This is a genomic window from Mycobacterium colombiense (assembly GCF_001665835.1).
GTDB lineage: Bacteria > Actinomycetota > Actinomycetes > Mycobacteriales > Mycobacteriaceae > Mycobacterium > Mycobacterium colombiense_A.
This window is the reverse complement of sequence record NZ_LZSX01000081.1, coordinates 54,846-77,900: the sequence shown is the minus strand read 5'-3', so window position 1 is coordinate 77,900 and position 23,055 is coordinate 54,846. Positions and strand designations below refer to the sequence as shown.

Genomic DNA, 23,055 nt, shown 5'->3' with positions numbered 1-23,055 from the left:
CGGCTCACACGCCGAATTCGGCTTCGATCCCGTCGATGCCGGCGCGGATGGCCGCCAGGCCGTCGGCGCGGGTGCGCAACTTGGTGGCGGCATGCGCGCGATGATGCAGACCGGCGAATTCCCGCGCGGCCTCTACGGCGCGGTCGACCACCACCTCTGGCAGCACGATCTCGTCGATAAAGCCTGCGGCGAGCGCGGTTTCACCGAAGAAGGTCTTGGCCAGCCCGCTGGCCTGCTGGTAGGCCGACGGCGTCAACCGCAGCTTCATGATCTCCAGGGCGGCATAGGGGATCACCATGCCGATCGCGACCTCGTTGGCCTGGATGTTGTAGGCGTGCGCGGCCACCCGGTGATCGCCCGCCGACAACAGGAATGCTCCCATCGCGATGGCATGGCCGGTGCAGGCCATCACCACCGGCTTGGGAAGGGACAACAGGCGATACGCCAGCTCGAACCCGCCGCGGAGCATGTCGATCGCGGGCTGCACCTCACCGGAGGTCAGGATCTTCAGGTCGAAGCCGCCGCTGAACACCCGATCGTTGCCGGTGATCACGAGCGCACCGGCGTTGTCCGCCTCGGCCGTGTCGATCGCGTCGTTCAGGGCCTGCTGCATGGTGGGGCCCAGCGCATTCACCTTGCCGTCGTCCATCTTGATGACGGCGATGGAGTCCTTGATGCTGTAGTGGACCGGGGCGCTCATCGGTTGCTCCTTGCCGTCAGGCGGGCTGGCTGTGGTGTTTGCCCAGATCGTCTTCGGCGTTACTCCAGCGCAGGCTCACATCGGTGGGTTCGTCGAGTTGGCGGGTGCGCCATCTGTCTTGGGTTTCCCGGACCGCGGCGTTGATCCGTTCGATCTCGCTGCGGAACACCTCGGGGCGGGTCTCCTTGCTGGCGTAGTGGAAATAGGTCAGCAGGCCGCGCAGCAGCTCCAGCTTCTCCTTCTCCCGCTTCGCCAGGTCATGGGTGGTCATCAACTCGATGCGCTGGACCGGCGGCAGGGCGTCCCAGTCCAGCACGACGTCGGTGTGCAGCGGGGAGCGCTCCCGCTCCCAGAACCGCCGGCCCTGCGAATGATCGGGCCGGTCGTAATAGGTCAGGGTGCCGGTGAAGCGGGATTCGATACCACTGCCGATCTCGGCGCGGTCGAGCGCGGAATCCCACACCATCCGCCACTCCTGGCCGGGTGCCAGCGTCGGCAGCTCGCTGGGGAGCCGCAGTTCGATGACGTCGGCGTAGCCGTCGGTGGCGTTCTCGTATTCGGCCACCGTGGGTGGATTGACGAAGGAGAACCCGATGTCGTAGGCCGCGGTGCAGCCGAAGTTCCGGACGACGAGTTCGATCACGTGCCAGTCGGCGGGATGCGGCTCCATGAACATCGCGACCTGGGGGCGCGTCTGCTCGGCCGCCTCGCGGCGATTGCGGTTGATCTGGCTGTTGGTGAAGATCAGCGTGACGATTGCCAGGACGATTGCCGCCCATGCTGCCCACGCTATCCAGGTGCTGGACCCGACGTGCGTGACATCATGCCAGCTGTCCTGGATCCAACCCATGGAATCCACCCTCCGCTTATATCACAGCGCGGTTGCCGGATGGTCGTGACCGAGCGATCCCCGGGGAGCTCAGCCGCCCATCAGCATCCGCCATTGATCAAGGTCCGAGGCCCGGTACACGTAGTTGGAACGCTTGACCTCCTCGAGCGAGGCGCTGGGCTCCGCCGAGTACCAATGGCCCGGAAAAACCGTCGGGTCACCGGGCAGGGTCGCGAGCCGCTGCAGACTGCGGTACATCTCGTCGGAGTCCCCGCCGGGGAAATCGGTGCGCCCGCAGCCCTCCAGGAACAGCGTGTCACCGGCGACGAGGCGGCCGTCGAGCAGAAAGCACTGGCTACCCGGCGTGTGGCCCGGGGTGTGCAGCAATTCGATCTCGATGTCGCCGATGCTGACCTTGTCGTGGTTCTCATGGGCGGTCAGGTCGCCCATGCTTATCCCGGTGACTCGCGAAACCCACAGTGCCTCATGGGTGTTGACGTGCACCGGCACCGGTGCCCGCGCCAGCAGTTCGGCCAGGCCCGCCAGCGCGAACCCCATCATCGATCCACCCACGTGGTCGGGGTGGTGGTGGGTCACCAGCACGCCGGACAGGTGCATGCCGTCGGCCTCGAGCGCGTCGAGCAGATCGCCGGCGGCATAAGCCGGGTCGACGACCACGCAGTCACCGGTTTGCCGGTCGCCGATCAGGTAGGCGAAGTTGCGCATCTGCGTCGCGATCATGTCTCCGGCGGCGAAGTCGCGGCCGGAGAGCAGTTGACGAAAGTACAGCCGGTCCTCGGGCACGTCACCAGACTAGGACGTTGCGCGACACTGCCGTTTCGGGCCCGGTCGGCCGGTATCCAGTGGGTACTGTTGGCGCATGAAGAAGAAGGTCGAAATGGAGGTCGACGTCGATCTGGTCGACGAGGCTATCCGCCGCTTCCATCTCGCCGATGCGCGCGAGGCCGTCAACCTCGCTTTGCGGACCCTGCTCAACGATGGCGATTCCGTCGAACAGGACGATGCCTACGACGAGTTCAGTGATCTCAATGCCTGGCGGCCTCGCCGCAACGGCGGCGGAGCCCCCTGATGCCCGTGGTTTGGTTCCGCTGCGAGCCAGGCTGTACCCTCTTTTAGGCCCGCGCGGACTGATCGCTTCGGGTGAACGGCCCCCTTAGCTCAGTCGGTAGAGCGTTTCCATGGTAAGGAAAAGGTCAACGGTTCGATTCCGTTAGGGGGCTCGGCGGACGCCGAGCAGGCGTGGCGGCCCCGACCCAAAAGGGGCTGCCAGAGGCGATGTAGCTCAGTCGGTTAGAGCGAACGACTCATAATCGTTAGGTCGCCGGTTCGAGTCCGGCCATCGCTACAACACAACAGCACAGCTTTTTTGAAGAATTGAGAGAGAACCGTCATGGCTTCCAGTACCGACGTACGGCCGAAGATCACCCTGGCATGCGAGGTGTGCAAACACCGTAACTACATCACCAAGAAAAACCGCCGGAACGACCCGGACCGACTGGAGCTGAAGAAGTTCTGCCCCAACTGCGGTAAGCACCAGGCGCATCGAGAGACACGCTAGCGGCCACCCGCGGGCGTTTACTCCGATTGACTAGGTAGTTTAAGAACCGTGCCGTTAACCGAAAGCATCGTCGGGATGCACTACCGCTACCCCGATCATTACGAGGTAGAGCGGGAGAAGATCCGCGAGTACGCGGTGGCCGTGCAGAACGACGACGCCTGCTACCTGGAGGAGAAGGCGGCGGCCGAACTCGGCTACAAGGGGCTGCTCGCCCCGTTGACGTTCGTCTGCGTATTCGGCTATCAGGCGCAGACGGCCTTCTTCAAGCACGCCAACGTCGCCGTCCACGACGCGCAGATCGTCCAGGTCGACCAGGTGCTGAAGTACTTCGCCCCGCTCGTGGCCGGAGACAAGCTCTACTGCGACGTCTATGTGGACTCGGTGCGCGTGTCGCACGGCACCCAGATCATCGTCACCAAGAATGTCATCACCAATGAAGCCGGTGACGTCGTGCAAGAGACCTACACGACCCTCGCAGGCCGTGCCGGCGAGGATGGAGAAGAGGGATTTACTGATGCCACTGCGTGAGTTCAGCTCGGTGAAGGTGGGTGACATACTCCCGGAGAAGACCTACCCGCTGACCCGGCAGGATCTGGTGAATTACGCGGGCGTCTCCGGCGACTTGAACCCCATCCACTGGGACGACGAGATGGCCAAGGTCGTCGGCCTGGACACCGCGATCGCGCACGGCATGCTGACCATGGGCATCGGCGGCGGCTACGTCACCGCGTGGATCGGCGACCCGGGTGCCGTGACCGAGTACAACGTGCGGTTCACCGCGGTGGTGCCGGTGCCGAACGACGGCAAGGGCGCCGAGCTGGTCTTCAGCGGACGGGTGAAGTCTGCCGATCCCGAGACCAAGTCCGTGACCATCGCGCTCACGGCCACCACCGGCGGCAAGAAGATCTTCGGCAGGGCGATCGCGTCCGCGACACTCGCATAAGCCATGGTGCTCAAGACAGACATCAGGGGGATGATCTGGCGCTACGCGGATTGCTTCGTGGTGGGGCGCGAACAGCTGCGCCAGTTCGCGCAATCCATCAAGAACGACCATCCTGCGTATTTCAGTGAAGACGCGGCCCTCGAGCTGGGCCACACCGCGATCCTGGCACCGCTGACCTTCGGGACCATCTTCGCCAAGCTGGTCCAGCTGGATTTCTTCCGGAATGTCGACATCGGCATGGAGACCCTGGTGATCGTCCAGGTCGACCAACGGTTCGTGTTCTCCAAGCCGATCAAGGCCGGCGACAAGCTGTGGGCCCGGATGGAGGTCCAATCGGTGGACGAGCGCTTCGGCGCCGACATCGTCGTCACCAAGAACATCTGCACCAACGAACACGGCGAGGTCGTCCTGGAGGCCTACACCACGCTGATGGGCCAGTACGCCGACAACTCCGCGAACCTGCGCTGGGATCCGGAGTCCGGCCAGGTCGTCAGATCGGCGTAATTAGTATCTGACTCGCGCGTCGATGTACACTCGGTCCTCGGGGTTTTCCCAGCATTAGCGCGCTTTCCGTGAGTCGAGCAATCGGAAGGCGCGCGTGTCATGTAAGCCCCGGTAGGTAAGCGCAGGTTGGCCTGCCAACCGCGAAGGGGCGTAGCTCAACTGGCAGAGCAGCGGTCTCCAAAACCGCAGGTTGCAGGTTCAAGTCCTGTCGCCCCTGCTGAAGACGAAGGCGTGCCATGGTGGACACTGGAAGTATGTGCCGCCACAGATGGGACGGCTTTCGGGGTACGAGCAAACAAAGGAGCATGCGGTGAGCGACGAAGGCGATGTTGCCAACGACGCCGCAAGCGACGGCACTGACAAAGAGGACGGCCGCGCGAGCGGCGGTCGGACGGCGGTGGTGACGCGGCCACAGCGACCCACGGGCAAGCGTTCCCGGCAGCGGGCTGCCGAGGCCGGCGAAGACGCCGAGTCGGCGGACGACGTTGAGGCCGCCACGCCGGAGAAGGCCAAGAAGGGCGCCAAAGCCAAGAAGGCCGCAAAGCCCAAGAAGGCCGGCGACTATCGGGCCAACCCCTTCGTGTTCGTCTACAACTACCTCAAGCAGGTCGTTGCAGAGATGCGGAAGGTCATCTGGCCCAACCGGAAACAGATGCTCACTTACACCTCCGTTGTGCTGGCTTTCCTGGCCTTCATGGTGGCGCTGGTCGGCCTGGCGGATTTCGGCCTGACCAAGCTGGTGCTGTTGGTGTTCGGCTGAGCGAGTGACAGAGAGGACTTAAACCGTGACTACCTTCGACGGTGACCCGTCCGCGGGTGAAGCGGTCGACCTGAAAGAGACCGCCGAAGCCACCGAGGCGTCTGAAACGGACACCTCTGCGGCCGCTGAGGTCACCGAGGCGACTGCGGACGAGGCTGCCGACGAGACGGCCGAGGCCACCGAGGCGCCCGACGAGTCGGCCGAAGAGGCCGACCCGGCCGCCACGCTCAAGGCGGAACTGCGCAGCAAGCCCGGCGACTGGTATGTCATCCACTCCTACGCGGGATACGAGAACAAGGTCAAAGCCAACCTCGAAACGCGTGTGCAGAACCTCGACGTCGGGGACTACATCTTCCAGGTGGAAGTGCCCACCGAAGAGGTCACCGAGATCAAGAACGGCCAGCGCAAGCAGGTCAACCGCAAGGTGCTGCCTGGCTACATCCTGGTGCGCATGGACCTGACCGACGACTCGTGGGCCGCGGTGCGCAATACCCCCGGCGTCACCGGGTTCGTCGGGGCGACCTCGCGTCCGTCGGCGCTGACGCTCGATGACGTGGTGAAGTTCCTGCTGCCGCGCGGCACGGCGAAGAAGGCCGCCAAGGGCGCGGCCACCACGGCCGCCGCCGCCGAGGTCGGCGGGCTGGAACGCCCGGCCATCGAGGTCGACTACGAGGTCGGCGAATCGGTGACGGTCATGGACGGGCCGTTTGCCACGCTGCCGGCGACGATCAACGAGGTCAACGCCGAGCAGCAGAAGCTCAAGGTGCTGGTATCGATCTTCGGCCGCGAAACCCCGGTCGAATTGACCTTCAGCCAAGTCTCCAAGCTCTAAACCGGCGCATACGCCGGGCGTAAACCAGGAAGGAACAGCACAATCTCATGGCCCCGAAGAAGAAAGTCGTCGGGCTGATCAAGCTTCAGATCCAGGCGGGGCAGGCCAACCCGGCGCCGCCGGTCGGGCCCGCGCTCGGTCAGCACGGCGTCAACATCATGGAGTTCTGCAAGGCATACAACGCTGCCACGGAGAACCAGCGCGGCCAGGTCATCCCGGTGGAGATCACGGTCTACGAGGACCGCAGCTTCACCTTCGCGCTCAAGACCCCGCCCGCCGCCAAGCTGCTGCTCAAGGCCGCCGGCGTGGGCAAGGGATCGGCCGAGCCGCACAAGACCAAGGTCGCCAAGGTCAGCTGGGACCAGGTCAAGGAGATCGCCGAGACCAAGAAGGCCGACCTGAACGCCAACGACATCGACGCAGCCGCCAAGATCATCGCCGGCACCGCCCGGTCGATGGGCATCACCGTCGAATAGCCCCAACTGTGGGAGGGCCAGCTTCGGCCCGCTTAGTAACCACGGACCCAACACCCGATTGGATTAGCAAGTGAGCAAAAACAGCAAGGCATACCGCGCCGCCGCCGAAAAGGTGGACCGCGACAACCTCTACTCCCCGCTGGAGGCGGCCAAGCTCGCCAAGGAGACGTCGTCGAGCAAGCAGGACTCCACCGTCGAGGTGGCGATCCGACTCGGCGTTGACCCGCGCAAGGCCGACCAGATGGTCCGCGGCACGGTCAACCTTCCACACGGCACCGGCAAGACCGCCCGTGTCGCGGTGTTCGCGGTGGGCGACAAGGCGGATGCCGCCGTCGCCGCGGGGGCTGATGTTGTCGGCAGCGACGACCTGATCGAGAAGATCCAGGGCGGCTGGCTGGAATTCGACGCCGCGATCGCGACCCCGGACCAGATGGCCAAGGTCGGTCGCATCGCCCGCGTGCTCGGTCCCCGCGGCCTGATGCCGAACCCCAAGACAGGCACCGTGACCCCCGACGTCGCCAAGGCCGTGGCCGACATCAAGGGCGGCAAGATCAACTTCCGGGTGGACAAGCAGGCCAACCTGCACTTCGTCATCGGCAAGGCGTCGTTCGACGAGAAGGCCCTGGCCGAGAACTACGGTGCCGCGCTGGATGAGGTGCTGCGGCTCAAGCCGTCCGCCTCCAAGGGCCGCTACCTACGCAAGATCGTGGTCTCGACGACGACCGGACCGGGTATCCCGGTGGACCCGGCCGTCACCCGCAACTTCTCGGAGTCCTAACCCCCGCACTCGACGATGCGCCGCCGCAGAAACGCGCGGCCGGGGTCGGATCCATTGGACTCCAACGCCTCTCGATACCAGGGCAGCGCATCGGCGGGTCGGCCCGCGCGCCGCAGCAGGTCGGCGCGCACGGTCGCCACGAGATTGGACCGGGTGAGCCGCGGATCGTGTGCCACCTTGTCCAGAGCTGCCAGGCCGGCGTCGGGGCCGTCGCGGAATCCGATCGCCAGCGCGCGGTTGGCGGCCACCACCGGCGAGCCGGTCAATCCGAACAGCCGGTCGTAGGCGGCGCAGATGGTCACCCAGTCGGTCTGCTCCCAGGACGGTGCCGTGGCATGCAGCGCGGCGATCACGGCCTGGGGCAGATAGGCGCCCGTCGAGCCCTGGGCGCGACGCAACCGCTCGAGCCCGCGCGAAATGCGCCCCCGGTCCCATCGGCGCCGGTCCTGGTCCTCGAGCGGCACCAGCATTCCGCTGTCGTCCACGCGGGTCGCGCGCCGCGAATCATGCAGCAGCATCAGGGCGGACAGCGCGTGCGCCTCGGGCTCGCCGGGCAGCAGCGCGCACAGCTCGGCGCCCAGCCGGATCCCTTCGTCGCACAGGTCGTCGCGGATGGCCGACGGGCCCGCGGTCGACCAGTAGCCCTCGGTGAACACCGAATAGACGCAACCGAACACGTGCGGCGTGCGCTCGGGCAGCAGCTCGGCCGGTGGCACCCGCAGCGGGATGTTGGCGTGCCGAACCTTGTTCTTGGCGCGCGTGATTCGCTGACCGATGGCCGCCTCGGACTGCAGGAGCGCCCGCGCGATCTCGCCGACGGTCAAACCGGATACCAACCTCAGCGTGAGGGCCAACTGCGATTGCCGGTCCAGCGCCGGGTGGGCGCAGGTGAACATCATCCGCAATTCGTCGTCGCGTACCGGATGCGGATCCGTGCGATCGGTGCGCGCCCTGATGTCGTCCAGGTAGCTTTTCAAAGCCGCCAATTCCTTTCCGGGGCGCACGGATTCGCGGCGCAGCCGGTCCCGGGCGCGGTTACGGCCGACGGTCACCAGCCAGCCGCCCGGGCTTTCGGGCAATCCGTCCCGCGGCCAGGTGCGCAGCGCCTCGGCGCAGGCCTCCTGGACGGCGTCCTCGGCGACGGTGAGGTCACCCGACCACCGCGCGAGCGCGGCCACGGCCGGGCCCCATTCGCGGCGGAAGACGCCGTCCAGGTCGGCCATTCGCTACAGGCTGGAAATGCCCGCCAGTTGGCGCACCTGCACGGTCGAGGCGGGGATCATCGACGCGATCTTGACCGCCTCGTCACGGTCGGCGGCGCCCAGTAGGTAGATCCCGGTCGCGATCTCGGCGCCCTCGACGTAGGGCCCGTCCGTGATGAGGACCTCGCCGTCGCGCACCCGCACGGTCGTCGCCGTGGAGCGGTCGTGCAATGCGGCGCCGCCGATGATGTGGTTGCCCGCGGCCGCGTGCAGGTCCGCGTGTTTGGCCGCGACCGCCTCCCACTCGGGGGTGCCCGGTGTGTGGGCGGTGGCGGGCGGTTCCAGCAGGAGCGCGAGCCAGTCGTTGCCGGTCAGCTTGCGAGCCGGCTCGATCGAGTGGACCACCGGCCACAGCTCAACGGCCCCGAACGCGGCGATCGGGACGTCGCGCGCCAGTGCCAGCGCTTCGTCCAGGTTTTCCGCTTCGAAGACGTAATAGCCGCACGCCACCTCGGCGGCCTCGGCGAAGGGGCCGTCGGTGACGGTCGGCGCGTCCGGGCCGCCGGTGATCACCGCCGCCGCCGCGGCGGGGGCCAGCGCGTCACCGGCCTTGATCGCCGATCCGGCTTTGGCGTGGAAGTTCTCCCAGGCCGCCATCGCGGTGGCGGCATCGTCGGGCGTACGGTCCTGTTCCCTGCTGATCAACAAGGCGAAGTACTGCATGTTCGTCACCTCCGGTAGTGAGCGAAGCCGTCTGCTCCACTCTCTACCTACTCGACGAACCGCGCAGCGCTAATCCGACAGGCGGCGCGAAAATCAGGCGGCCGCGCCGGGCTTGAGGTAGGTCACCAGGCTGACGTCGAGCATCTCGTCGCCGAAGTAGTGCTCGCAGCCGCGCAGGTACTTGATGTAGCGGTTGTACACCTCTTCGGAGGTGACCTCGATGGCCTTGTCCCGGTTCGACTCGAGCGTGTCGCTCCAGATGTGCAGCGTCTTGATGTAGTGCGGCCGCAGCGAAAGCGGTTCGGGCACAACAAATCCGGCCTTCTCGCCGTGATCGACCATCATCTGGGTGGTCGGCAGCCGGCCGCCCGGGAAGATCTCGGTGACGATGAACTTGATGAACCGGGCCGTCTCGAAACTCAGCTTCTTGCCGCGGGCGGCCAGGTCGTACGGGTGGTAGCTGACGCTGCTCTGAACGGTCATCCGGCCGTCGTCGGGCATGATGTCGAAGGTCCGCTTGAAGAAGTCGTCGTAGTTCTCGTGGCCGAAGTGCTCGAAGGCCTCGATCGACACGATGCGGTCGACGGGCTCGTTGAAGTCCTCCCAGTTCTGCAGGCGGACCTGGCGCGAGCGGCCGGTGTCGATGGAATCGAGCAGCGCCTCGGCGCGGGCGTGCTGGTTCTTGGACAGCGTCAGGCCGATGACGTTGACGTCGAACCGCTCGACGGCGCGCTTCATGGTGGTGCCCCACCCGCAGCCGATGTCCAGCAGGGTCATGCCCGGCTTGAGGTCCAGCTTGTCCAGGTTGAGGTCGATCTTGGCGTACTGGGCCTCTTCCAGGCTCATGTCGGCGCGCTCGAAGTAGGCGCAGCTGTAGATGCGGGAGGGGTCCTGGAACAGGCCGAAGAAGTCGTCGGAGACGTCGTAATGCGCCTGGATGTCCTCCGAACGCGTCCGTGTCTTCGTCGGGCTAGTCGGTTGCTCAGCCATTTTCGTCCTGTTCTCCTGGATGAGGTTCACTTCCTACAACCCGCGCACGCATCGGAGGGGTCGCGTTTGACCTGCAACGATACCCAACGTTGAGGCGAAATCTCGAAAACGGTGCAGGTGCGCGTCGCGGGCCCGACCGCGGATACGAAGTCTACTTTTCCAGGGCAGGCTGGTTCGCGTCCACCCACCCGCCCGCTACTTGGTGAGCGTGTACTGGGCGACGTTGGAGATGCCCTTGCGGAAGAGCTCCGCGCAGCCGGTCAGGTAGCGCATGAATCGGTCGTAGACCTCTTCGGACTGGATCGCGATCGCGCGTTCGCGGTTGGCGGCGAGATTGGCCGCCCAGGTGTCCAGCGTCCGCGCGTAATGCGGCTGCAGATATTGCGTGTGCTCGAGCGAGAATCCGCTGGCCCGAGAAGTGTCGACGATATCGGGTTCGCCACACATGTTCCCGCCCGGGAAAATCTCCTTGCCGAGGAAGCGCAAGAATCGCAGATCCGACATCGTGATCGTGATGCCGTGCTCGTGCCAGTAGTTCTGCGGATGCGTGAAAATGCTGTGCATCAGCATGCGGCTGCCTTCGGGAAGGGTGTTATAGGCCCAATCCCAGAACGCGGGCCAGCGTTCTTTTTTGAATGCGTCGAAGGCCTCGAAGCTGATGATCCGATCGACTTGCTCGTCGAACTCTTCCCAGCCCTGCAGCCGGGCCTCGGTGCGCCGCGTCGTCGGGATCGCCTCCAGCCTCGCCTTGGTGCGCGCGTAGTGGTTGCGGCTCAACGTGATCCCGATGACGTTCACGTCGTATTTCTCGACCGCCCGGACGACGGCGCCGCCCCAGCCGCATCCGACGTCCAGCACCGTCATTCCCGGCTCGAGTTTCATCTTGTCCAGCGCCAGATCGATCTTGGCCAGCTGGGCCTCTTCCAGGCTCATGTCGTCGTTTTCGAAGTAGGCGCAGGTGTACACCATGTTCGGGTCGAGGAACAGCGCGAAGAAGTCATCCGAAATGTCGTAGGTCGCCTGCGATTCTTCGTAATACGGCTTCAGCTTGGCCATTTGAGACACCCACCCTTCTGTGCCAACCGTACAGCCCTGCGACATGGACTGAAAATCACGGGGATGCGTTTCTACCGAATGTTTTTGGCTATCCGGCCCTGCTGAAGTTTTTGGTCAGCACGCCGATCACCTGATCCCACAACTGCTGTGGAAGATCATGACCCATTCCGTCGAATGTCACCAATCGGGCGCCGTCGATGGCCCGCGCCACGGCGCGCCCGCCGAACGGCCGCATCAGCTTGTCGGCGCGGCCGTGGATCACCACGGTGGGCGCGGTGGTCTGGCGGTTGTAGCGACGCAGGCTGCCGCTGCCCAGCACCGCGCCGAAATGCCTGGCGACACCCTGGGGGTAGTAGTTGCGGTCGTAGCCCTCGGCGGCCTCGGCGCGGGCCTGCTCTTCGGGCACGCGGTAGCGCGGGCCGCCGATGATGTTGCCGACGCGCACCGCGTTGTCGATGATCACCTCGCGCGGCGAGTCCGGCGGCGGACCCTTCAGCAGTGCCAGCAGCGCGCGCGGGGCCGGCGGCGGCAGCAGCGCCGAATTGTTGCTGGAGAAGATGACCGCCAGGGTCCTGGTCCGCTCGCGGAATCGCGCGGCGAAGATCTGCGCGATCATGCCGCCCATCGACGCGCCCACGATGTGGGCGGCCTCGATGCCCAGATGATCCAGCACGGCAGCGGCGTCGTCGGCCATGTCTTCGAGCCGGTATGCCGACTGGCTGGGCAGACCCAGCCAGGACCGCAGCAGCCTGATCGCCAGTGGCTGCCCCGAGCTGCGGTGCTGCGTCTTGCTGGACAGGCCGACGTCGCGGTTGTCGTACCGGATGACGCGCAGGCCGTGGCCGAGCAGCTTTTCGCAGAACGCGACCCGCCACAGCAGCAGCTGGGCGCCCAGCCCCATGATCAGCAGGACGGGCGGGTCGTCGATGTCGCCCATGTCCTCGTAGTACAGCTTCAGATCGCCGGAAATGGCATGCCCCGTGCGGACCTGCACCAGAGAGCTCCTATACCTCGACATCGGAGGAGTGCTCGCGGCTGACTTCGACCATGAAGTTCGCGAAATAGCCCGTCAGCTGCGGATCCGACATCATCTGCCACTTGGGCGCCAGCAGCTTCATGTACCGCTCGACGTAGAGGAATTGCTTGCCGATCAGCACCAGCTCGCGGGGGAGCTTGACGTCGTAGGCGTCGGCCAGCGCCGACAGCTGCCGGCCGATATCGCCGTAGGACATGTCGCCCAGCGTCGACATGGTCAGCGGAGTGGCGAACTTCTCCAGGTCCTTGGCGGCCTCGGCCTCCGGCTTCATGGTGCCGACGGCGCCCATCAGGACGACGATCTTGCCCGCCGCCGCGTGGTCCTTCTTGACCAGCAGCGCGTACACCAGCTCGCGCAGCAGCCAGCGGGTGCGGGGATCGATGCGGCCCATGATCCCGAAGTCGAAGAAGACGATGCGGCCCTGGCCGTCGACGTAGAGGTTGCCCGCGTGCAGGTCGCCGTGGAACAGCCCGTGCCGCAGCCCACCCTCGAACAGCGAGAACAGCAGCGCCTTGACCAGCTCGGTTCCGTCGAACCCGGCCTTGCGGATGGCGGCGACGTCGTCGATGCGGATGCCGTGCACCCGCTCCATGGTCAGCACCCGGTCGCTGGTGAAGTCCCAGAACACCTGCGGAACCCGGATGTTCTTGCCCAGCGGGGAGGCGTGCAGATGCGAGACCCAGGCCTCCATCGACTGCGCCTCCAGCCGGAAGTTCAGCTCCTCGGCCAGGTTGTCGGAGAAGTCGGCGACCACGTCCTGCGCCGAGAGCCGGCGGCCCAGTTTGGCCAGTTCGACGGCCTGGGCGAAACGCTTGAGGATCTGCAGGTCGGCCGCGACCCGGCGCCGGATGCCCGGGCGCTGGATCTTGACGACGACCTCCTCACCGGTGTGCAGGGTGGCGTAGTGCACCTGCGCGATGGACGCCGACGCGAACGGCGTCTCGTCCCATTTGGCGAACAACTCCGACGGGTCGCCGCCGAGGTCTTCGACGAGGAGCTTGTGCACCTCGTCGGCGTCGGCGGGCGGCACCCGGTCGAGCAGGCCGCGGAATTCCCGGGACAGCGATTCACCGAAGGCGCCCGGACTCGACGCGATGATCTGGCCGAACTTGACGTACGTCGGCCCCAGGTCGGCGAAGGTCTGGGGGAGCTGCTTGATCACCTTCTGCTGCCACGGACCCCTGCCCGGCAGCTTGGTGAGGATGCGAGCGCCGGTGCGGGTGACCTGCCAACCTGTCACGGCAACCCGGGCCGCTTCGACCGGCAACGGCACCCGGTCCAGCTTGGCGCCCTCTCGATGTTTGGCGGAGCTCATCTGTGCAGTGTGCCAAATCGGCAGGGATGAGGCCCAATCCTCTAACTCGGGCGCCCGCCGGTGTCCCCGCTTCTCCAGGGCTGCACCCACCCCTCGATCGCCCAGTTCTCCCGCGCGGCGATCAACTCGTACATGGTGGCGCCGTCGATCGTCTCCCGGATGATGTCGGCGTGGCCGGCATGCCGGGCCAGCTCGTTGATCACGTGCAGGATCACCCAGCGCACCGACCAGGCCTGCTGGTTCTTGGGAAACCACGGGATGTCCCGCGGAACGGGCACCGCGGCGTCCAGGTCGGCGGTTTCCACCAGCCGCAGCGAGGTCGCGTTCTGCGCCTCGAACGCCCCCAGCAGCCCGGCCAGCGTCTCGTCGGGCCGCATCACGTGCTGGTCGGCGAACTCGGTGGCGATCTGCTCGAACGGGCGCGGGTCTTTCGGCGGCGCGTCCGGTGCGGCGGCGACGCGCGCCATCCAGCTGCGCTGCATCCCGGTCGCGTGCTTGACCAGCCCGCCGATCGACAGCGCGCTGACCGAGGGCGTGGACCGGGCCTGATCGTCGGTGAGGCCATGGCTGACCGCGAAATACGCGCTCTGGTGAAACGCCAGGAATTCGCGCAGCGCGTTGCGTTCGTCGGCCACCGGCGGGGCGAGGGCGGGCATTGGTCGATCCTAGGTCTCGCGCGCCGTAAGGTGCGGGGATGCAGGTGGTTTCGGCATGCAAATAACCAACGCCGAGTCGACCGAGCTCTTCGTCGGACCCCCGGACGCGCCGCTGCAGCTGGTCCGCGTCACGGTGTCCGAGTGCGCCGAACCCACGCCGATCCGCATCGACGGCCGCGGACTGCGCGGGCGCGCGGTCGCCGAGCCCGGGCGCGAGGTCGTCGAGGTGGCGGTGAGCGTCGACGAGGCCGTCGTCGGCCAGCGCCGGCCCGCGCGGGCGCACGCCGGCGGTCAGCGGCTGCCGTTCGAGTTCACCGTGGCCGAGCCCGGCTGGACCATGTTCATGGTCAGCCACTTCCACTACGACCCGGTGTGGTGGAACACCCAGGGCGCCTACACCAGCGAGTGGACCGAGGACCCGCCGGGCCGGGCCCGCCAGACCAACGGCTTCGACCTGGTGCATGCGCATCTGGAGATGGCGCGCCGCGACCCCGAGTACAAGTTCGTGCTGGCCGAGGTCGACTACCTCAAGCCGTACTGGGACACCCGCCCCGAAGACCGGGCCGATCTGCGCCGGTTCATCGGCCAGGGCCGCGTCGAGGTGATGGGCGGCACCTACAACGAACCCAACACCAACCTCACCAGCCCGGAAACGACGATTCGAAACCTGGTGCACGGCATGGGTTTTCAACGCCACGTCATGGGAGCGAACCCGGCCACCGCGTGGCAGCTGGATGTGTTCGGCCACGATCCGCAATTCCCGGGGATGGCCGCCGACGCCGGCCTGACGTCGAGCTCGTGGGCCAGGGGACCGCACCACCAGTGGGGCCCGGCCCTGGGCGACGGCGATGTCGAGCGCATGCAGTTCGCCAGCGAGTTCGAGTGGATCTCGCCGTCGGGCCACGGCCTGCTCACCCACTACATGCCCGCGCACTATTCGGCGGGTTGGTGGATGGACTCCGCGGCGTCGCTGGGCGAGGCCGAGAAAGCTACCTACGAGCTGTTCGATCAGCTCAAGAAGGTCGCGCTGACCCGCAACGTGCTGCTGCCGGTCGGCACCGACTACACCCCGCCCAACAAGTGGGTCACCGACATCCACCGCGACTGGGCCGCGCGCTACACCTGGCCGCGCTTCGTGTGCGCGCTGCCGTGCGAGTTCTTCGCGGCGGTGCGCGCCGAACTGGCGCAGCGCGAGCGCGTGCCGTCGCCGCAGACCCGGGACATGAACCCGATCTACACCGGCAAGGACGTGTCCTACATCGACACCAAGCAGGCCAACCGGGCCGCCGAGAACGCCGTGCTGCAGGCCGAGCGTTTCGCGGTGTTCGCCGGGCTGCTGACCGGCGCCGAGTATCCGCAGGCCGCCCTGGCCAAGGCCTGGGTGCAGCTGGTCTACGGCGCGCACCACGACGCCATCACCGGCTCGGAATCCGACCAGGTGTACCTCGACCTGCTGACCGGATGGCGCGACGCCTGGGAGCTGGGCCGCGCGGCCCGCGACAACTCGCTGGCGTTGCTGTCCAGCGGCGGCGAGGGCGACGTGATCGTGTGGAATCCGCTGACCTGCCGGCGCACCGACATCGTCACCGCGCGCCTCGACCCGCCGCTGGGCGCCCGGGTGCGGGTGCTCGACGCCGATGGGGCCGAGTTGGCGGCGCACGTCGAACACGACGGCCGGTCGGTGAGCTGGCTGGCGCGCGAGGTGCCGTCGCTGGGGTGGCGGGCGTACCGGCTGGTGCCCGCGCCCGACCGGGGCGAACCGGCCGGCTGGGAACCGGTCGCGGGATCGGTGATCGCCAACGAGCACTACCGCCTCGAGGTCGACCCGGCGCGCGGCGGGGGAGTCGCCTCGTTGATCCAGGACGGCCGCGAGCTGATCGCCCGCGGCCGGGTGGGCAACGAGCTCGCCGTCTACGAGGAATACCCGGCGCACCCGAGCCAGGGTGAGGGCCCGTGGCACCTGCTGCCCAAGGGGCCGGTGGTGTGCTCGTCGGAGAAGCCCGCGCGGGTGCAGGCGTGCCACGGGCCGCTCGGTCAGCGGGTGGTGGTGCACGGCCGGATCGGCACGCTGCTGTGCTACACCCAGACCCTGACACTGTGGCGGGGCGTCGCGCGGGTGGACTGCCGCACCACCATCGACGAGTTCAGCGGCGTCGACCAGCTGGTGCGGCTGCGCTGGCCGTGCCCGGTGCCGGGCGCCATGCCGGTCAGCGAGGTGGGCGACGCCGTCGTCGGCCGCGGTTTCGCGTTGCTGCATGACGGGCCCGCCGCGGTGGACACCGCGCGGCACCTGTGGACCTTGGACAACCCGGCGTACGGCTGGTTCGGCGTGTCCTCGGCGGCCCGGATCAGGGTCGGCGAGGGCGTGCGGGCGGTGTCGGTCGCCGAGGTGGTGTCGCCGACCGAGGCGATGGCCGGGCCGCTGGCCAGGGAGCTGATGGTCGCGCTGGTGCGCGCCGGAGTCACGGCCACCTGCAGCGCCGCGGGCAAGCCGCGCTACGGCCACCTCGAGGTCGATTCGAACCTGCCCGACGTGCGCATCGCGCTGGGCGGGCCCGCCCGCAACGCCTTCGCCGCGGCCGTGCTGGCCGACGCCCCGGAGTACGCCGACGAGCTGGAGCGCCAGTTGGCGGCGACCGGCCGGGCCCTGGTGTGGGTGCCGGCCGAGACGCCGCTGGACGCGGTGTGGGTGCCCGACGCCGACCTGCGTCCGCCGCGGGCGCTGCCGGTGCTGATCATCGACGGCCGCGACGAGGACGACCTGCGGGCGGCGATCGCCGCGCTGGCCGGCGATCTCGGCGACGCCGAGATCGCCGTGACGCAGAGATCCCCCTCGCAGACGGACGCTTTCGAAGACCGCACCGTCGCCCTGCTCAACCGCGGGGTGCCCAGCTTCGCCGTCGACACCGAGGGCACCCTGCACACCGCGCTGATGCGGTCCTGCACCGGCTGGCCGTCGGGCATCTGGATCGACGACCCGCGCCGCACCGCGCCGGACGGCTCCAACTTCCAACTGCAGCACTGGACCCACGCCTTCGACTACGCGTTGGTCAGCGGGGCGGGCGACTGGCGGCGGGCCCGGATCCCCGCCCGCAGCGCGCAGTTCTCCCAGCCGCTGCTCGCCGTCACACCGGGCGGACTGGGGGCGGCGCTGCCGGCGGCCGGATCACTGCTGCGCGTCGAGCCCGAATCGGTACAGCTGGGCGCCCTCAAGGCCGCCGGCAACCCGCTGACCGCGGGCAGCGCGGCGCCGCTGGACCCGAACGCGGTGGCCTTGCGCCTGGTGGAGACCATCGGCGCCCGCACCCCCGTCGCCATCGACTCCGACGTCGCGACGCTGCGCGACCTGCGGCGCGCCGATCTGCTGGAAACCCACCCCGAACCCGTGTCCTCGGTCGAGTTGCGCGGCTACCAGGTGGCGACCGTCCTGGCCCGCGTGGACGCACGGGTCGCGGCCGGCGCGACCGTCCTGGCCCCGGACGCCGAGACCGCGCAGCCGCTGTACGCGCGGTATTGGCTGCACAATCGCGGCCCCGCGCCGCTCGGCGGGCTGCCGGCGGTCGCCCACCTGCACCCGCCGCAGGCGAGCGCGGAGGCCGCCGGCAAGGTGACGCTGCGCCTCAGTGCGGCATGCGACAGCACCGACGCCACGCTGCGCGGCACGGTCTGCCTCCGGTGTCCGGACGGATGGACGGCCAGGCCCGCCGAGTTGCCCGTCACCCTGCGCCGGGGCGACCACTGCTACCAAGACGTGGTGGTGTCGGTCCCCGCGCACGCCGAACCCGGCCTCTACCCGGTGCGCGCCGAGCTCCGCGTCACCGGCGACGGCGTGCCGGCCTCCTGGTGTCAGCCCGTCGAGGACGTCTGCGTGGTGACCGTGGGCGGGTCAACCGGCGAGCTGGTCTACCTCGCCCACCGGCCCACCGAGGTCACGCTCGCACCCGGCGAAGCGGGCGCCCTGACCGTCACGGTCGGCAGCCACGCCGGCGCCGACCTGGCGCTGGAGGCGCACTTGATCAGCCCCTGGGGCACCTGGGAATGGATGGGCCCGGGCGCCCTCGGCGCGGTGCTGCCCGCCCGCGGCACCGTCGACCTAGGCTTCCAGCTGACCCCGCCGGCCTGGCTGGAACCCGGCCGGTGGTGGGCGCTGGTGCGGATCGGCTGCGCCGGCCGACTGGTCTACTCGCCGGCGGTGAAGGTGACGGTGACATGAGCATCCGCCCGATAGCGACCGTTGCCGGCGTGCCCGTTTCGCCGGGCGTCCTCGACGGCGCTGAGGCGCGGCTGCGCGCCGCCCGGGGAGCGGCCGCGCTGCCCGTCAGCGGCACCAGCGAGGGCCGTCAGCTGCGGCGGTGGCTGACCCAGCTCATCGTCACCGAGCGGGTGGTTGCCGCGGAGGTCGAGGCCCGCGGGCTGAGCGCGCGCGGCGCGCCGTCCGAGGCCGAGCTGCTGCCCGGCGTGACCGCCCGGCTGGAGATCGGCAGCGTCGCCGCCGCCGTGCTGGCCGATCCGCGTGCCCGGGCGCTGTTCGTCGACGTCACCGCCGCGCTGCGGGTGGCCGATACCGACGTGGCCGCCTATCACGCCCGCAACCCGCTGCGTTTCGCCGCGCCGCAACAGGGCGAACACGGCTGGCGCACGGCGGCCTCAGCGGCCCCACCGCTGGACCAGGTGCGATCGGCGATCGAGGAACACCTGCGCGGCGCCGCACGCCGGCGCGCCTTCCGGTTGTGGCTGGACGCGCGCCGCGCCGCGCTGGTGCAGCTGGCCCCCGGCTACGAGCACCCCGGCGATCCCCGCCAGCCCGACAACACCCACCGGCACTGAGCGCCATGCTCACCCTCTGCCTGGACATCGGCGGCACTAAAATCGCTGCCGCACTGGCAGATTCGGGTGGAAAACTGGTGTACACCGCCATCCGCCCCACCCCGATCACGCCCGCCGCCGGCGACGTGTGGGCCGTCGTCGAAGCGATGATCGCCGACGCGCTGCACGCGGCGGACGCTCCGGTCGGCGCCGTCGGGATCGCCTCGGCCGGGCCCATCGATCTGCGCAGCGGATCCGTCAGCCCGATCAATATCGACAGCTGGGACCGTTTCCCGTTGCGCGACAAGGTCGCCGCGGCGGTGCCGGGGCTACCGGTGGTGCTGGCCGGTGACGGCGTCTGTATGGCGTTGGGGGAGCAGTGGATAGGGGCGGGAAAAAACGCGGCCCCGGACGCCCGGTTTCTGCTCGGCATGGTGGTCTCGACCGGGGTGGGCGGCGGACTGGTGCTCGACGGCGTCCCCTACTCGGGGCGCACCGGCAACGCCGGGCACGTCGGGCACGTGGTGGTCGAATTGGACGGGCGGCCCTGCACCTGCGGCGGTCACGGCTGCGTGGAGACCGTCGCGTCCGGGCCGTGGATGGTGCGCCGGGCGCGGGAGAGCGGCTGGTCCGCGCCGCCCGAGGCCGGCGCCAGCGACCTGGCCGCCGCGGCGGCGACCGGAGACCCGTTGGCCCAGCAGGCATTTCACCGGGGCGCCAACGCGCTCGCCGCGATGATCGCCTCGGTCGGCGCGGTGTGCGATCTGGATCTCGTGGTGATCGGCGGCGGTGTCGCCAAATCCGGGCCGCTGCTCTTCGACCCGCTGAGGGCCAAGCTCGCCGGATACGCCGGCCTGGACTTCTTGTCCGGGCTGCGGGTGGTGCCGGGCGAGCTCGGCGGTGAGGCCGGCCTGATCGGCGCGGCCCGGCTCGCGGGGCTCAGCTGACCCGCTGCATGTGCTTTCGGCCCCAGTCGCACAGGCTCGCCAGCACCGGCCCCAGCGTCATGCCGTATTCGGAAATCGAATAGTGCACGCACGGCGGCACCGTGCGCGCGTCGTGGCGCTCGATGATCCCGGCGTCGACCAGTTCGTGCAGGTGCCGGATGAGCATCCGTTCGGTGATGCCGGGGATGCTGCGCCGCAGTTCGGCGGTGCGCATCGGGCCGTCGCACAGTCGCCACAGGATGGTGCCCTTCCAGCGGCCGTCGATGACCGACAGCGCGGCGTCGATCGGGCAGTCGCTGAGTTCCTTCTTCGATACGGACACGAGCACCTCGCTGACTAATTTGTCAGTACCTTGATATTTGTCAGCATAACCGCAAAGGTCATTGCCATGAACAACAGCATCGACGCGCTCGCGGTTGTGGTGACCGGACTGATGGTCGGCGTGGAGCTGGCGGTCGCGGTCTTCTTCAACCCGCTCATCGCCCGGCTGCCCGACGACGGCTTCCGGGCGGCCCGCGGCGGTGCCGCCCGCGCGCTGGGCACGACGATGCCGTTTTGGTACGCCGTCACCCTGCTGCTGGTGGCCTCGCTCGCCATCCAGGAGCGCGGCGAGCAGCGCGACTGGCTCTGCGGCATCGCCGCGGGGCTGATGGCCGCGGTGATCCTGCTGACCATCGCCCTGCTGGTGCCGATCAACAACCGCATCGCGAAGTGGCCGAGCACCGGTGAGCTCTCGCGCGAGCTCGCGGCCCGCTGGGATCGACGGCACCGGGTGCGGGTGATCCTGCTGCTGGCGGTGTTCGTCCTGCTGGTCCTCGCCGTCACCTGAGGCCACCGTTTTGGCTGATCGCGCGGGCCACGCTATTCTGTTAGCCGATCCACCGAAGACCGTCGGTCACCGAGCAATCGGTTGAAGGTCCGGGAGCATCCCGGCGGCCCACGCAGGAGGACGAGGCATCAGCGCCGGCTCGCGCCGGCGTATTTCACGCCCCGGCCGCTTCTGCGCCGGGGCGTTCGTCGTTCTTCGGGGGAATCGAGACGACACGTCGCATTGTCTTTCACTTCAGGAGGTAGGCATGGCCAGGGCTGACAAGGCCACCGCCGTTGCAGACATCGCCGAGCAGTTCAAGGAATCGACCGCGACCCTGATCACGGAGTACCGGGGTCTGACCGTCGCCAACCTGGCCGAGCTGCGGCGCTCGCTCAACGGGGCGGCCACCTACTCGGTGGCCAAGAACACGCTGGTCAAGCGTGCGGCTTCGGAGGCCGGGGTCGAGGGGCTCGACGAGCTGTTCGCCGGCCCGACGGCCATCGCGTTCGTCACCGGGGAAGCGGTCGACGCCGCCAAGGCCATCAAGACTTTCGCCAAGGAACACAAGGCGCTGGTCATCAAGGGCGGCTACATGGACGGCCGTGCGCTCACGGTCGCCGAAGTCGAGCGCATCGCCGACCTCGAGTCGCGCGAGGTGCTGCTGGCCAAGCTGGCCGGCGCGATGAAGGGCAACCTCGCCAAGGCGGCGGGGCTGTTCAACGCTCCCGCTTCGCAGGTCGCCCGCCTCGCGGCAGCGCTGCAGGAGAAGAAGGCCGCCGAAGGTCCCGCCGCTGCTGCAGAACCCGCAGCCGCTGCGGAGCCCGCCGCGGACGCCACCCCGGAACCCGCTTCGGAAGCGCACGCCGAGGCGCCGGAAACCCCGGCCGAAGCCCAGTAACAACCAACCCGGAACCTGGAAAACAAGGAAGGACCCACACCCATGGCAAAGATGTCTACTGACGACCTGCTCGACGCTTTCAAGGAAATGACCCTGCTGGAGCTCTCCGACTTCGTGAAGAAGTTCGAGGAGACCTTCGAGGTCACCGCGGCCGCCCCGGTCGCCGTTGCCGCCGCCGGTGGTGGCGCTGCCGGTGGCGCGCCCGCCGAGGCCGCCGAGGAGCAGTCGGAGTTCGACGTCATCCTCGAGGCCGCCGGTGACAAGAAGATCGGCGTCATCAAGGTGGTCCGCGAGATCGTCTCCGGCCTGGGCCTCAAGGAGGCCAAGGACCTGGTCGACGGCGCGCCCAAGCCGCTGCTGGAGAAGGTGGCCAAGGAGGCCGCCGACGAGGCCAAGACCAAGCTCGAGGCCGCCGGCGCCACCGTCACCGTCAAGTAAGTCGCAAGCGCGCCACCCCCGGGATCACCATCCCGGGGGTTTCGTGCGTTCAGTGCCTGGCCGACCGCAGCGACTGCTCCACCCGTTCGGGTGAATCCCCGAGGGCGACAAGCAAGTTCGTAGTCATCGCACCGAGCACCGGTGCGACCGCCGAGTCGTCGTCGCCGTAATAGCCGGCCAGCTCCAGCATGACGAACCCGTGGATCAACGCCCAGAATTGGGCCGCGGTGGCCACGACGGACGCGTCGTCGTGCGCGGCGCCCACGGTGATCCGGCGGGCCAGCATGCACCGGTGCACCCCGCGCACCACGTGCGCGAAGCTGGGATAGCTCCGCTCGATCTCGGCGACCGTCAGCGTCAGGACGTTGTGGGCGGGCGCGTTGATGCCGTGCGCGCTGGTGCTGCCGAACATCAGTCGGTACATGTGCGGGCGCCTGATGGCGTAGCGGCGGTAGGCCGCACCGGTGACGAACAAATCGGCGACCGGGTCGGCGGTCCGCGGCACCGTCAGCGCTTCGTCGAACTGCCGCAGGCCCTCCTCGGCCACCTCCGCGATCAGCCCCCGCATGCCGCCGAAGTGCGTGTACACCGCCATCGTGGAGGTTCCCGCGGTGCCGGCCACCTTGCGCGTCTGCAGGGCGTCGGGCCCGTGCTCGTCGAGCAGGCCGACCGCGGCGTGCAGCATCTCGTCGCGAACGCTGCGCTGAAGCTCTGAAGTCATCGTTGCCATCTTCTCATCGGCGGCGTACCGTGCCAATAACGCTGAAATAACAATG

The 23,055-nt window shown here is 68.1% G+C and carries 26 protein-coding genes, 3 tRNA genes and 1 pseudogene; 18 read left to right on the top strand and 12 right to left on the bottom strand.

Translation table 11 applies throughout. The features are described from left to right. Positions 1 to 4: 4 nt before the first annotated feature. The 3 genes and pseudogenes from A5760_RS20005 to A5760_RS19995 form a co-directional block, all read right to left on the bottom strand. Complete coding sequence (locus A5760_RS20005) at positions 5 to 700, bottom strand: crotonase/enoyl-CoA hydratase family protein (protein ID WP_064883932.1); 696 nt, start codon at positions 698 to 700, stop codon at positions 5 to 7. Next, a pseudogene (locus A5760_RS20000) lies at positions 697 to 1,550 on the bottom strand (hypothetical protein). Before A5760_RS20000 ends, A5760_RS20005 begins: the two are co-directional and overlap by 4 nt. Before the next feature lie 69 nt (positions 1,551 to 1,619). Further along, a complete protein-coding gene (locus A5760_RS19995) occupies positions 1,620 to 2,333 on the bottom strand; it encodes an MBL fold metallo-hydrolase (protein ID WP_064883928.1) in 714 nt (237 codons plus the stop codon). Positions 2,334 to 2,409: 76 nt separating this feature from the next. On the opposite strand from A5760_RS19995, the gene A5760_RS19990 reads away from it, so the two are divergent. From A5760_RS19990 to rplA, 12 genes are all read left to right on the top strand, one after another. Beyond that, entirely contained in the window at positions 2,410 to 2,619 is a 210-nt protein-coding gene (locus tag A5760_RS19990) for a type II toxin-antitoxin system VapB family antitoxin (protein ID WP_064883926.1), read from the top strand. Between the two features lie 78 nt (positions 2,620 to 2,697). Further along, a tRNA-Thr gene (locus A5760_RS19985) sits at positions 2,698 to 2,770 on the top strand. A 51-nt stretch (positions 2,771 to 2,821) separates the two neighbouring features. Beyond that, positions 2,822 to 2,895, top strand: a tRNA-Met gene (locus A5760_RS19980). A 45-nt stretch (positions 2,896 to 2,940) separates the two neighbouring features. Then, on the top strand, positions 2,941 to 3,108 hold the full coding sequence (rpmG, locus tag A5760_RS19975; RefSeq protein ID WP_003898538.1) for a 50S ribosomal protein L33: 168 nt from the start codon (positions 2,941 to 2,943) through the stop codon (positions 3,106 to 3,108). Positions 3,109 to 3,183: 75 nt separating this feature from the next. Then, positions 3,184 to 3,636, top strand: a complete 453-nt coding sequence (hadA, locus tag A5760_RS19970) for a (3R)-hydroxyacyl-ACP dehydratase subunit HadA (protein WP_419538263.1) — start codon at positions 3,184 to 3,186, stop codon at positions 3,634 to 3,636. Further along, entirely contained in the window at positions 3,623 to 4,051 is a 429-nt protein-coding gene (gene hadB / locus A5760_RS19965) for a (3R)-hydroxyacyl-ACP dehydratase subunit HadB (protein WP_064883922.1), read from the top strand. Before hadA ends, hadB begins: the two co-directional genes overlap by 14 nt. Positions 4,052 to 4,054: 3 nt before the next feature. Further along, on the top strand, positions 4,055 to 4,555 hold the full coding sequence (gene hadC / locus A5760_RS19960; RefSeq protein WP_064883920.1) for a (3R)-hydroxyacyl-ACP dehydratase subunit HadC: 501 nt from the start codon (positions 4,055 to 4,057) through the stop codon (positions 4,553 to 4,555). Positions 4,556 to 4,699: 144 nt separating this feature from the next. Next, a tRNA-Trp gene (locus A5760_RS19955) sits at positions 4,700 to 4,772 on the top strand. Between the two features lie 93 nt (positions 4,773 to 4,865). Continuing rightward, a complete protein-coding gene (gene secE, locus A5760_RS19950; RefSeq protein ID WP_064883918.1) occupies positions 4,866 to 5,315 on the top strand; it encodes a preprotein translocase subunit SecE in 450 nt (149 codons plus the stop codon). A 25-nt stretch (positions 5,316 to 5,340) separates the two neighbouring features. Further along, positions 5,341 to 6,147 carry a transcription termination/antitermination protein NusG gene (gene nusG, locus A5760_RS19945; RefSeq protein WP_064883916.1) on the top strand — a complete coding sequence of 269 codons (807 nt, stop codon included), beginning with the start codon at positions 5,341 to 5,343 and terminating at the stop codon, positions 6,145 to 6,147. A 47-nt stretch (positions 6,148 to 6,194) separates the two neighbouring features. Then, a complete protein-coding gene (gene rplK / locus A5760_RS19940) occupies positions 6,195 to 6,623 on the top strand; it encodes a 50S ribosomal protein L11 (protein ID WP_007767860.1) in 429 nt (142 codons plus the stop codon). Between the two features lie 70 nt (positions 6,624 to 6,693). Beyond that, positions 6,694 to 7,401: a 50S ribosomal protein L1 gene (gene rplA, locus A5760_RS19935; RefSeq protein WP_064883914.1), complete on the top strand. Its 708-nt coding sequence runs from the start codon at positions 6,694 to 6,696 to the stop codon at positions 7,399 to 7,401. Here rplA and A5760_RS19930 read toward each other — a convergent pair. From A5760_RS19930 to A5760_RS19900, 7 genes are all read right to left on the bottom strand, one after another. Beyond that, positions 7,398 to 8,624 carry an RNA polymerase sigma factor gene (locus A5760_RS19930; RefSeq protein WP_064883912.1) on the bottom strand — a complete coding sequence of 409 codons (1,227 nt, stop codon included), beginning with the start codon at positions 8,622 to 8,624 and terminating at the stop codon, positions 7,398 to 7,400. The genes rplA and A5760_RS19930 overlap by 4 nt on opposite strands. A gap of 3 nt (positions 8,625 to 8,627) precedes the next feature. Then, on the bottom strand, positions 8,628 to 9,326 hold the full coding sequence (locus tag A5760_RS19925; protein WP_064883963.1) for a YciI family protein: 699 nt from the start codon (positions 9,324 to 9,326) through the stop codon (positions 8,628 to 8,630). A gap of 93 nt (positions 9,327 to 9,419) precedes the next feature. Continuing rightward, positions 9,420 to 10,316: a hydroxymycolate synthase MmaA4 gene (gene mmaA4 / locus A5760_RS19920; protein ID WP_064883961.1), complete on the bottom strand. Its 897-nt coding sequence runs from the start codon at positions 10,314 to 10,316 to the stop codon at positions 9,420 to 9,422. 195 nt (positions 10,317 to 10,511) lie between these two features. Next, positions 10,512 to 11,372, bottom strand: a complete 861-nt coding sequence (locus A5760_RS19915; RefSeq protein WP_064883910.1) for a cyclopropane mycolic acid synthase family methyltransferase — start codon at positions 11,370 to 11,372, stop codon at positions 10,512 to 10,514. 88 nt (positions 11,373 to 11,460) lie between these two features. Continuing rightward, complete coding sequence (locus A5760_RS19910) at positions 11,461 to 12,390, bottom strand: alpha/beta fold hydrolase (RefSeq protein ID WP_419538262.1); 930 nt, start codon at positions 12,388 to 12,390, stop codon at positions 11,461 to 11,463. Further along, the gene (locus tag A5760_RS19905; RefSeq protein WP_064883906.1) at positions 12,377 to 13,723 is read right to left on the bottom strand and encodes an ABC1 kinase family protein; all 1,347 of its coding nucleotides are present in this window, start codon (positions 13,721 to 13,723) and stop codon (positions 12,377 to 12,379) included. Before A5760_RS19905 ends, A5760_RS19910 begins: the two co-directional genes overlap by 14 nt. Positions 13,724 to 13,764: 41 nt before the next feature. Next, positions 13,765 to 14,358 (bottom strand): DinB family protein, encoded by a 594-nt coding sequence (locus A5760_RS19900; RefSeq protein ID WP_064883959.1) that lies wholly within the window; start codon positions 14,356 to 14,358, stop codon positions 13,765 to 13,767. Between the two features lie 76 nt (positions 14,359 to 14,434). On the opposite strand from A5760_RS19900, the gene A5760_RS19895 reads away from it, so the two are divergent. Genes A5760_RS19895 through A5760_RS19885 form a run of 3 tightly spaced genes read left to right on the top strand, consistent with a single transcriptional unit; the run spans position 14,435 to position 20,132 of the window. Then, complete coding sequence (locus A5760_RS19895) at positions 14,435 to 18,592, top strand: NEW3 domain-containing protein (RefSeq protein WP_064883904.1); 4,158 nt, start codon at positions 14,435 to 14,437, stop codon at positions 18,590 to 18,592. Continuing rightward, the gene (locus tag A5760_RS19890) at positions 18,589 to 19,206 is read left to right on the top strand and encodes a DUF7158 domain-containing protein (RefSeq protein WP_064883902.1); all 618 of its coding nucleotides are present in this window, start codon (positions 18,589 to 18,591) and stop codon (positions 19,204 to 19,206) included. Before A5760_RS19895 ends, A5760_RS19890 begins: the two co-directional genes overlap by 4 nt. A gap of 5 nt (positions 19,207 to 19,211) precedes the next feature. Then, a complete protein-coding gene (locus A5760_RS19885) occupies positions 19,212 to 20,132 on the top strand; it encodes an ROK family protein (RefSeq protein WP_064883900.1) in 921 nt (306 codons plus the stop codon). Here A5760_RS19885 and A5760_RS19880 read toward each other — a convergent pair. Then, a complete protein-coding gene (locus tag A5760_RS19880; protein ID WP_064883957.1) occupies positions 20,125 to 20,454 on the bottom strand; it encodes a winged helix-turn-helix transcriptional regulator in 330 nt (109 codons plus the stop codon). The genes A5760_RS19885 and A5760_RS19880 overlap by 8 nt on opposite strands. A 66-nt stretch (positions 20,455 to 20,520) precedes the next feature. On the opposite strand from A5760_RS19880, the gene A5760_RS19875 reads away from it, so the two are divergent. The 3 genes from A5760_RS19875 to rplL all read left to right on the top strand — a co-directional run bounded on the left by A5760_RS19875 (position 20,521) and on the right by rplL (position 22,279). After that, positions 20,521 to 20,961 carry a DUF1772 domain-containing protein gene (locus A5760_RS19875; protein WP_064883898.1) on the top strand — a complete coding sequence of 147 codons (441 nt, stop codon included), beginning with the start codon at positions 20,521 to 20,523 and terminating at the stop codon, positions 20,959 to 20,961. A gap of 247 nt (positions 20,962 to 21,208) precedes the next feature. Next, positions 21,209 to 21,841, top strand: a complete 633-nt coding sequence (gene rplJ, locus A5760_RS19870; protein ID WP_064883896.1) for a 50S ribosomal protein L10 — start codon at positions 21,209 to 21,211, stop codon at positions 21,839 to 21,841. A gap of 42 nt (positions 21,842 to 21,883) precedes the next feature. Continuing rightward, a complete protein-coding gene (gene rplL, locus A5760_RS19865) occupies positions 21,884 to 22,279 on the top strand; it encodes a 50S ribosomal protein L7/L12 (RefSeq protein ID WP_007767831.1) in 396 nt (131 codons plus the stop codon). Positions 22,280 to 22,328: 49 nt separating this feature from the next. On the opposite strand, the gene A5760_RS19860 is transcribed toward rplL, so the two are convergent. Next, positions 22,329 to 23,000, bottom strand: coding sequence for a TetR/AcrR family transcriptional regulator (locus A5760_RS19860; RefSeq protein WP_064883954.1), 672 nt, complete (start codon positions 22,998 to 23,000; stop codon positions 22,329 to 22,331). Positions 23,001 to 23,055 lie beyond the last annotated feature (55 nt).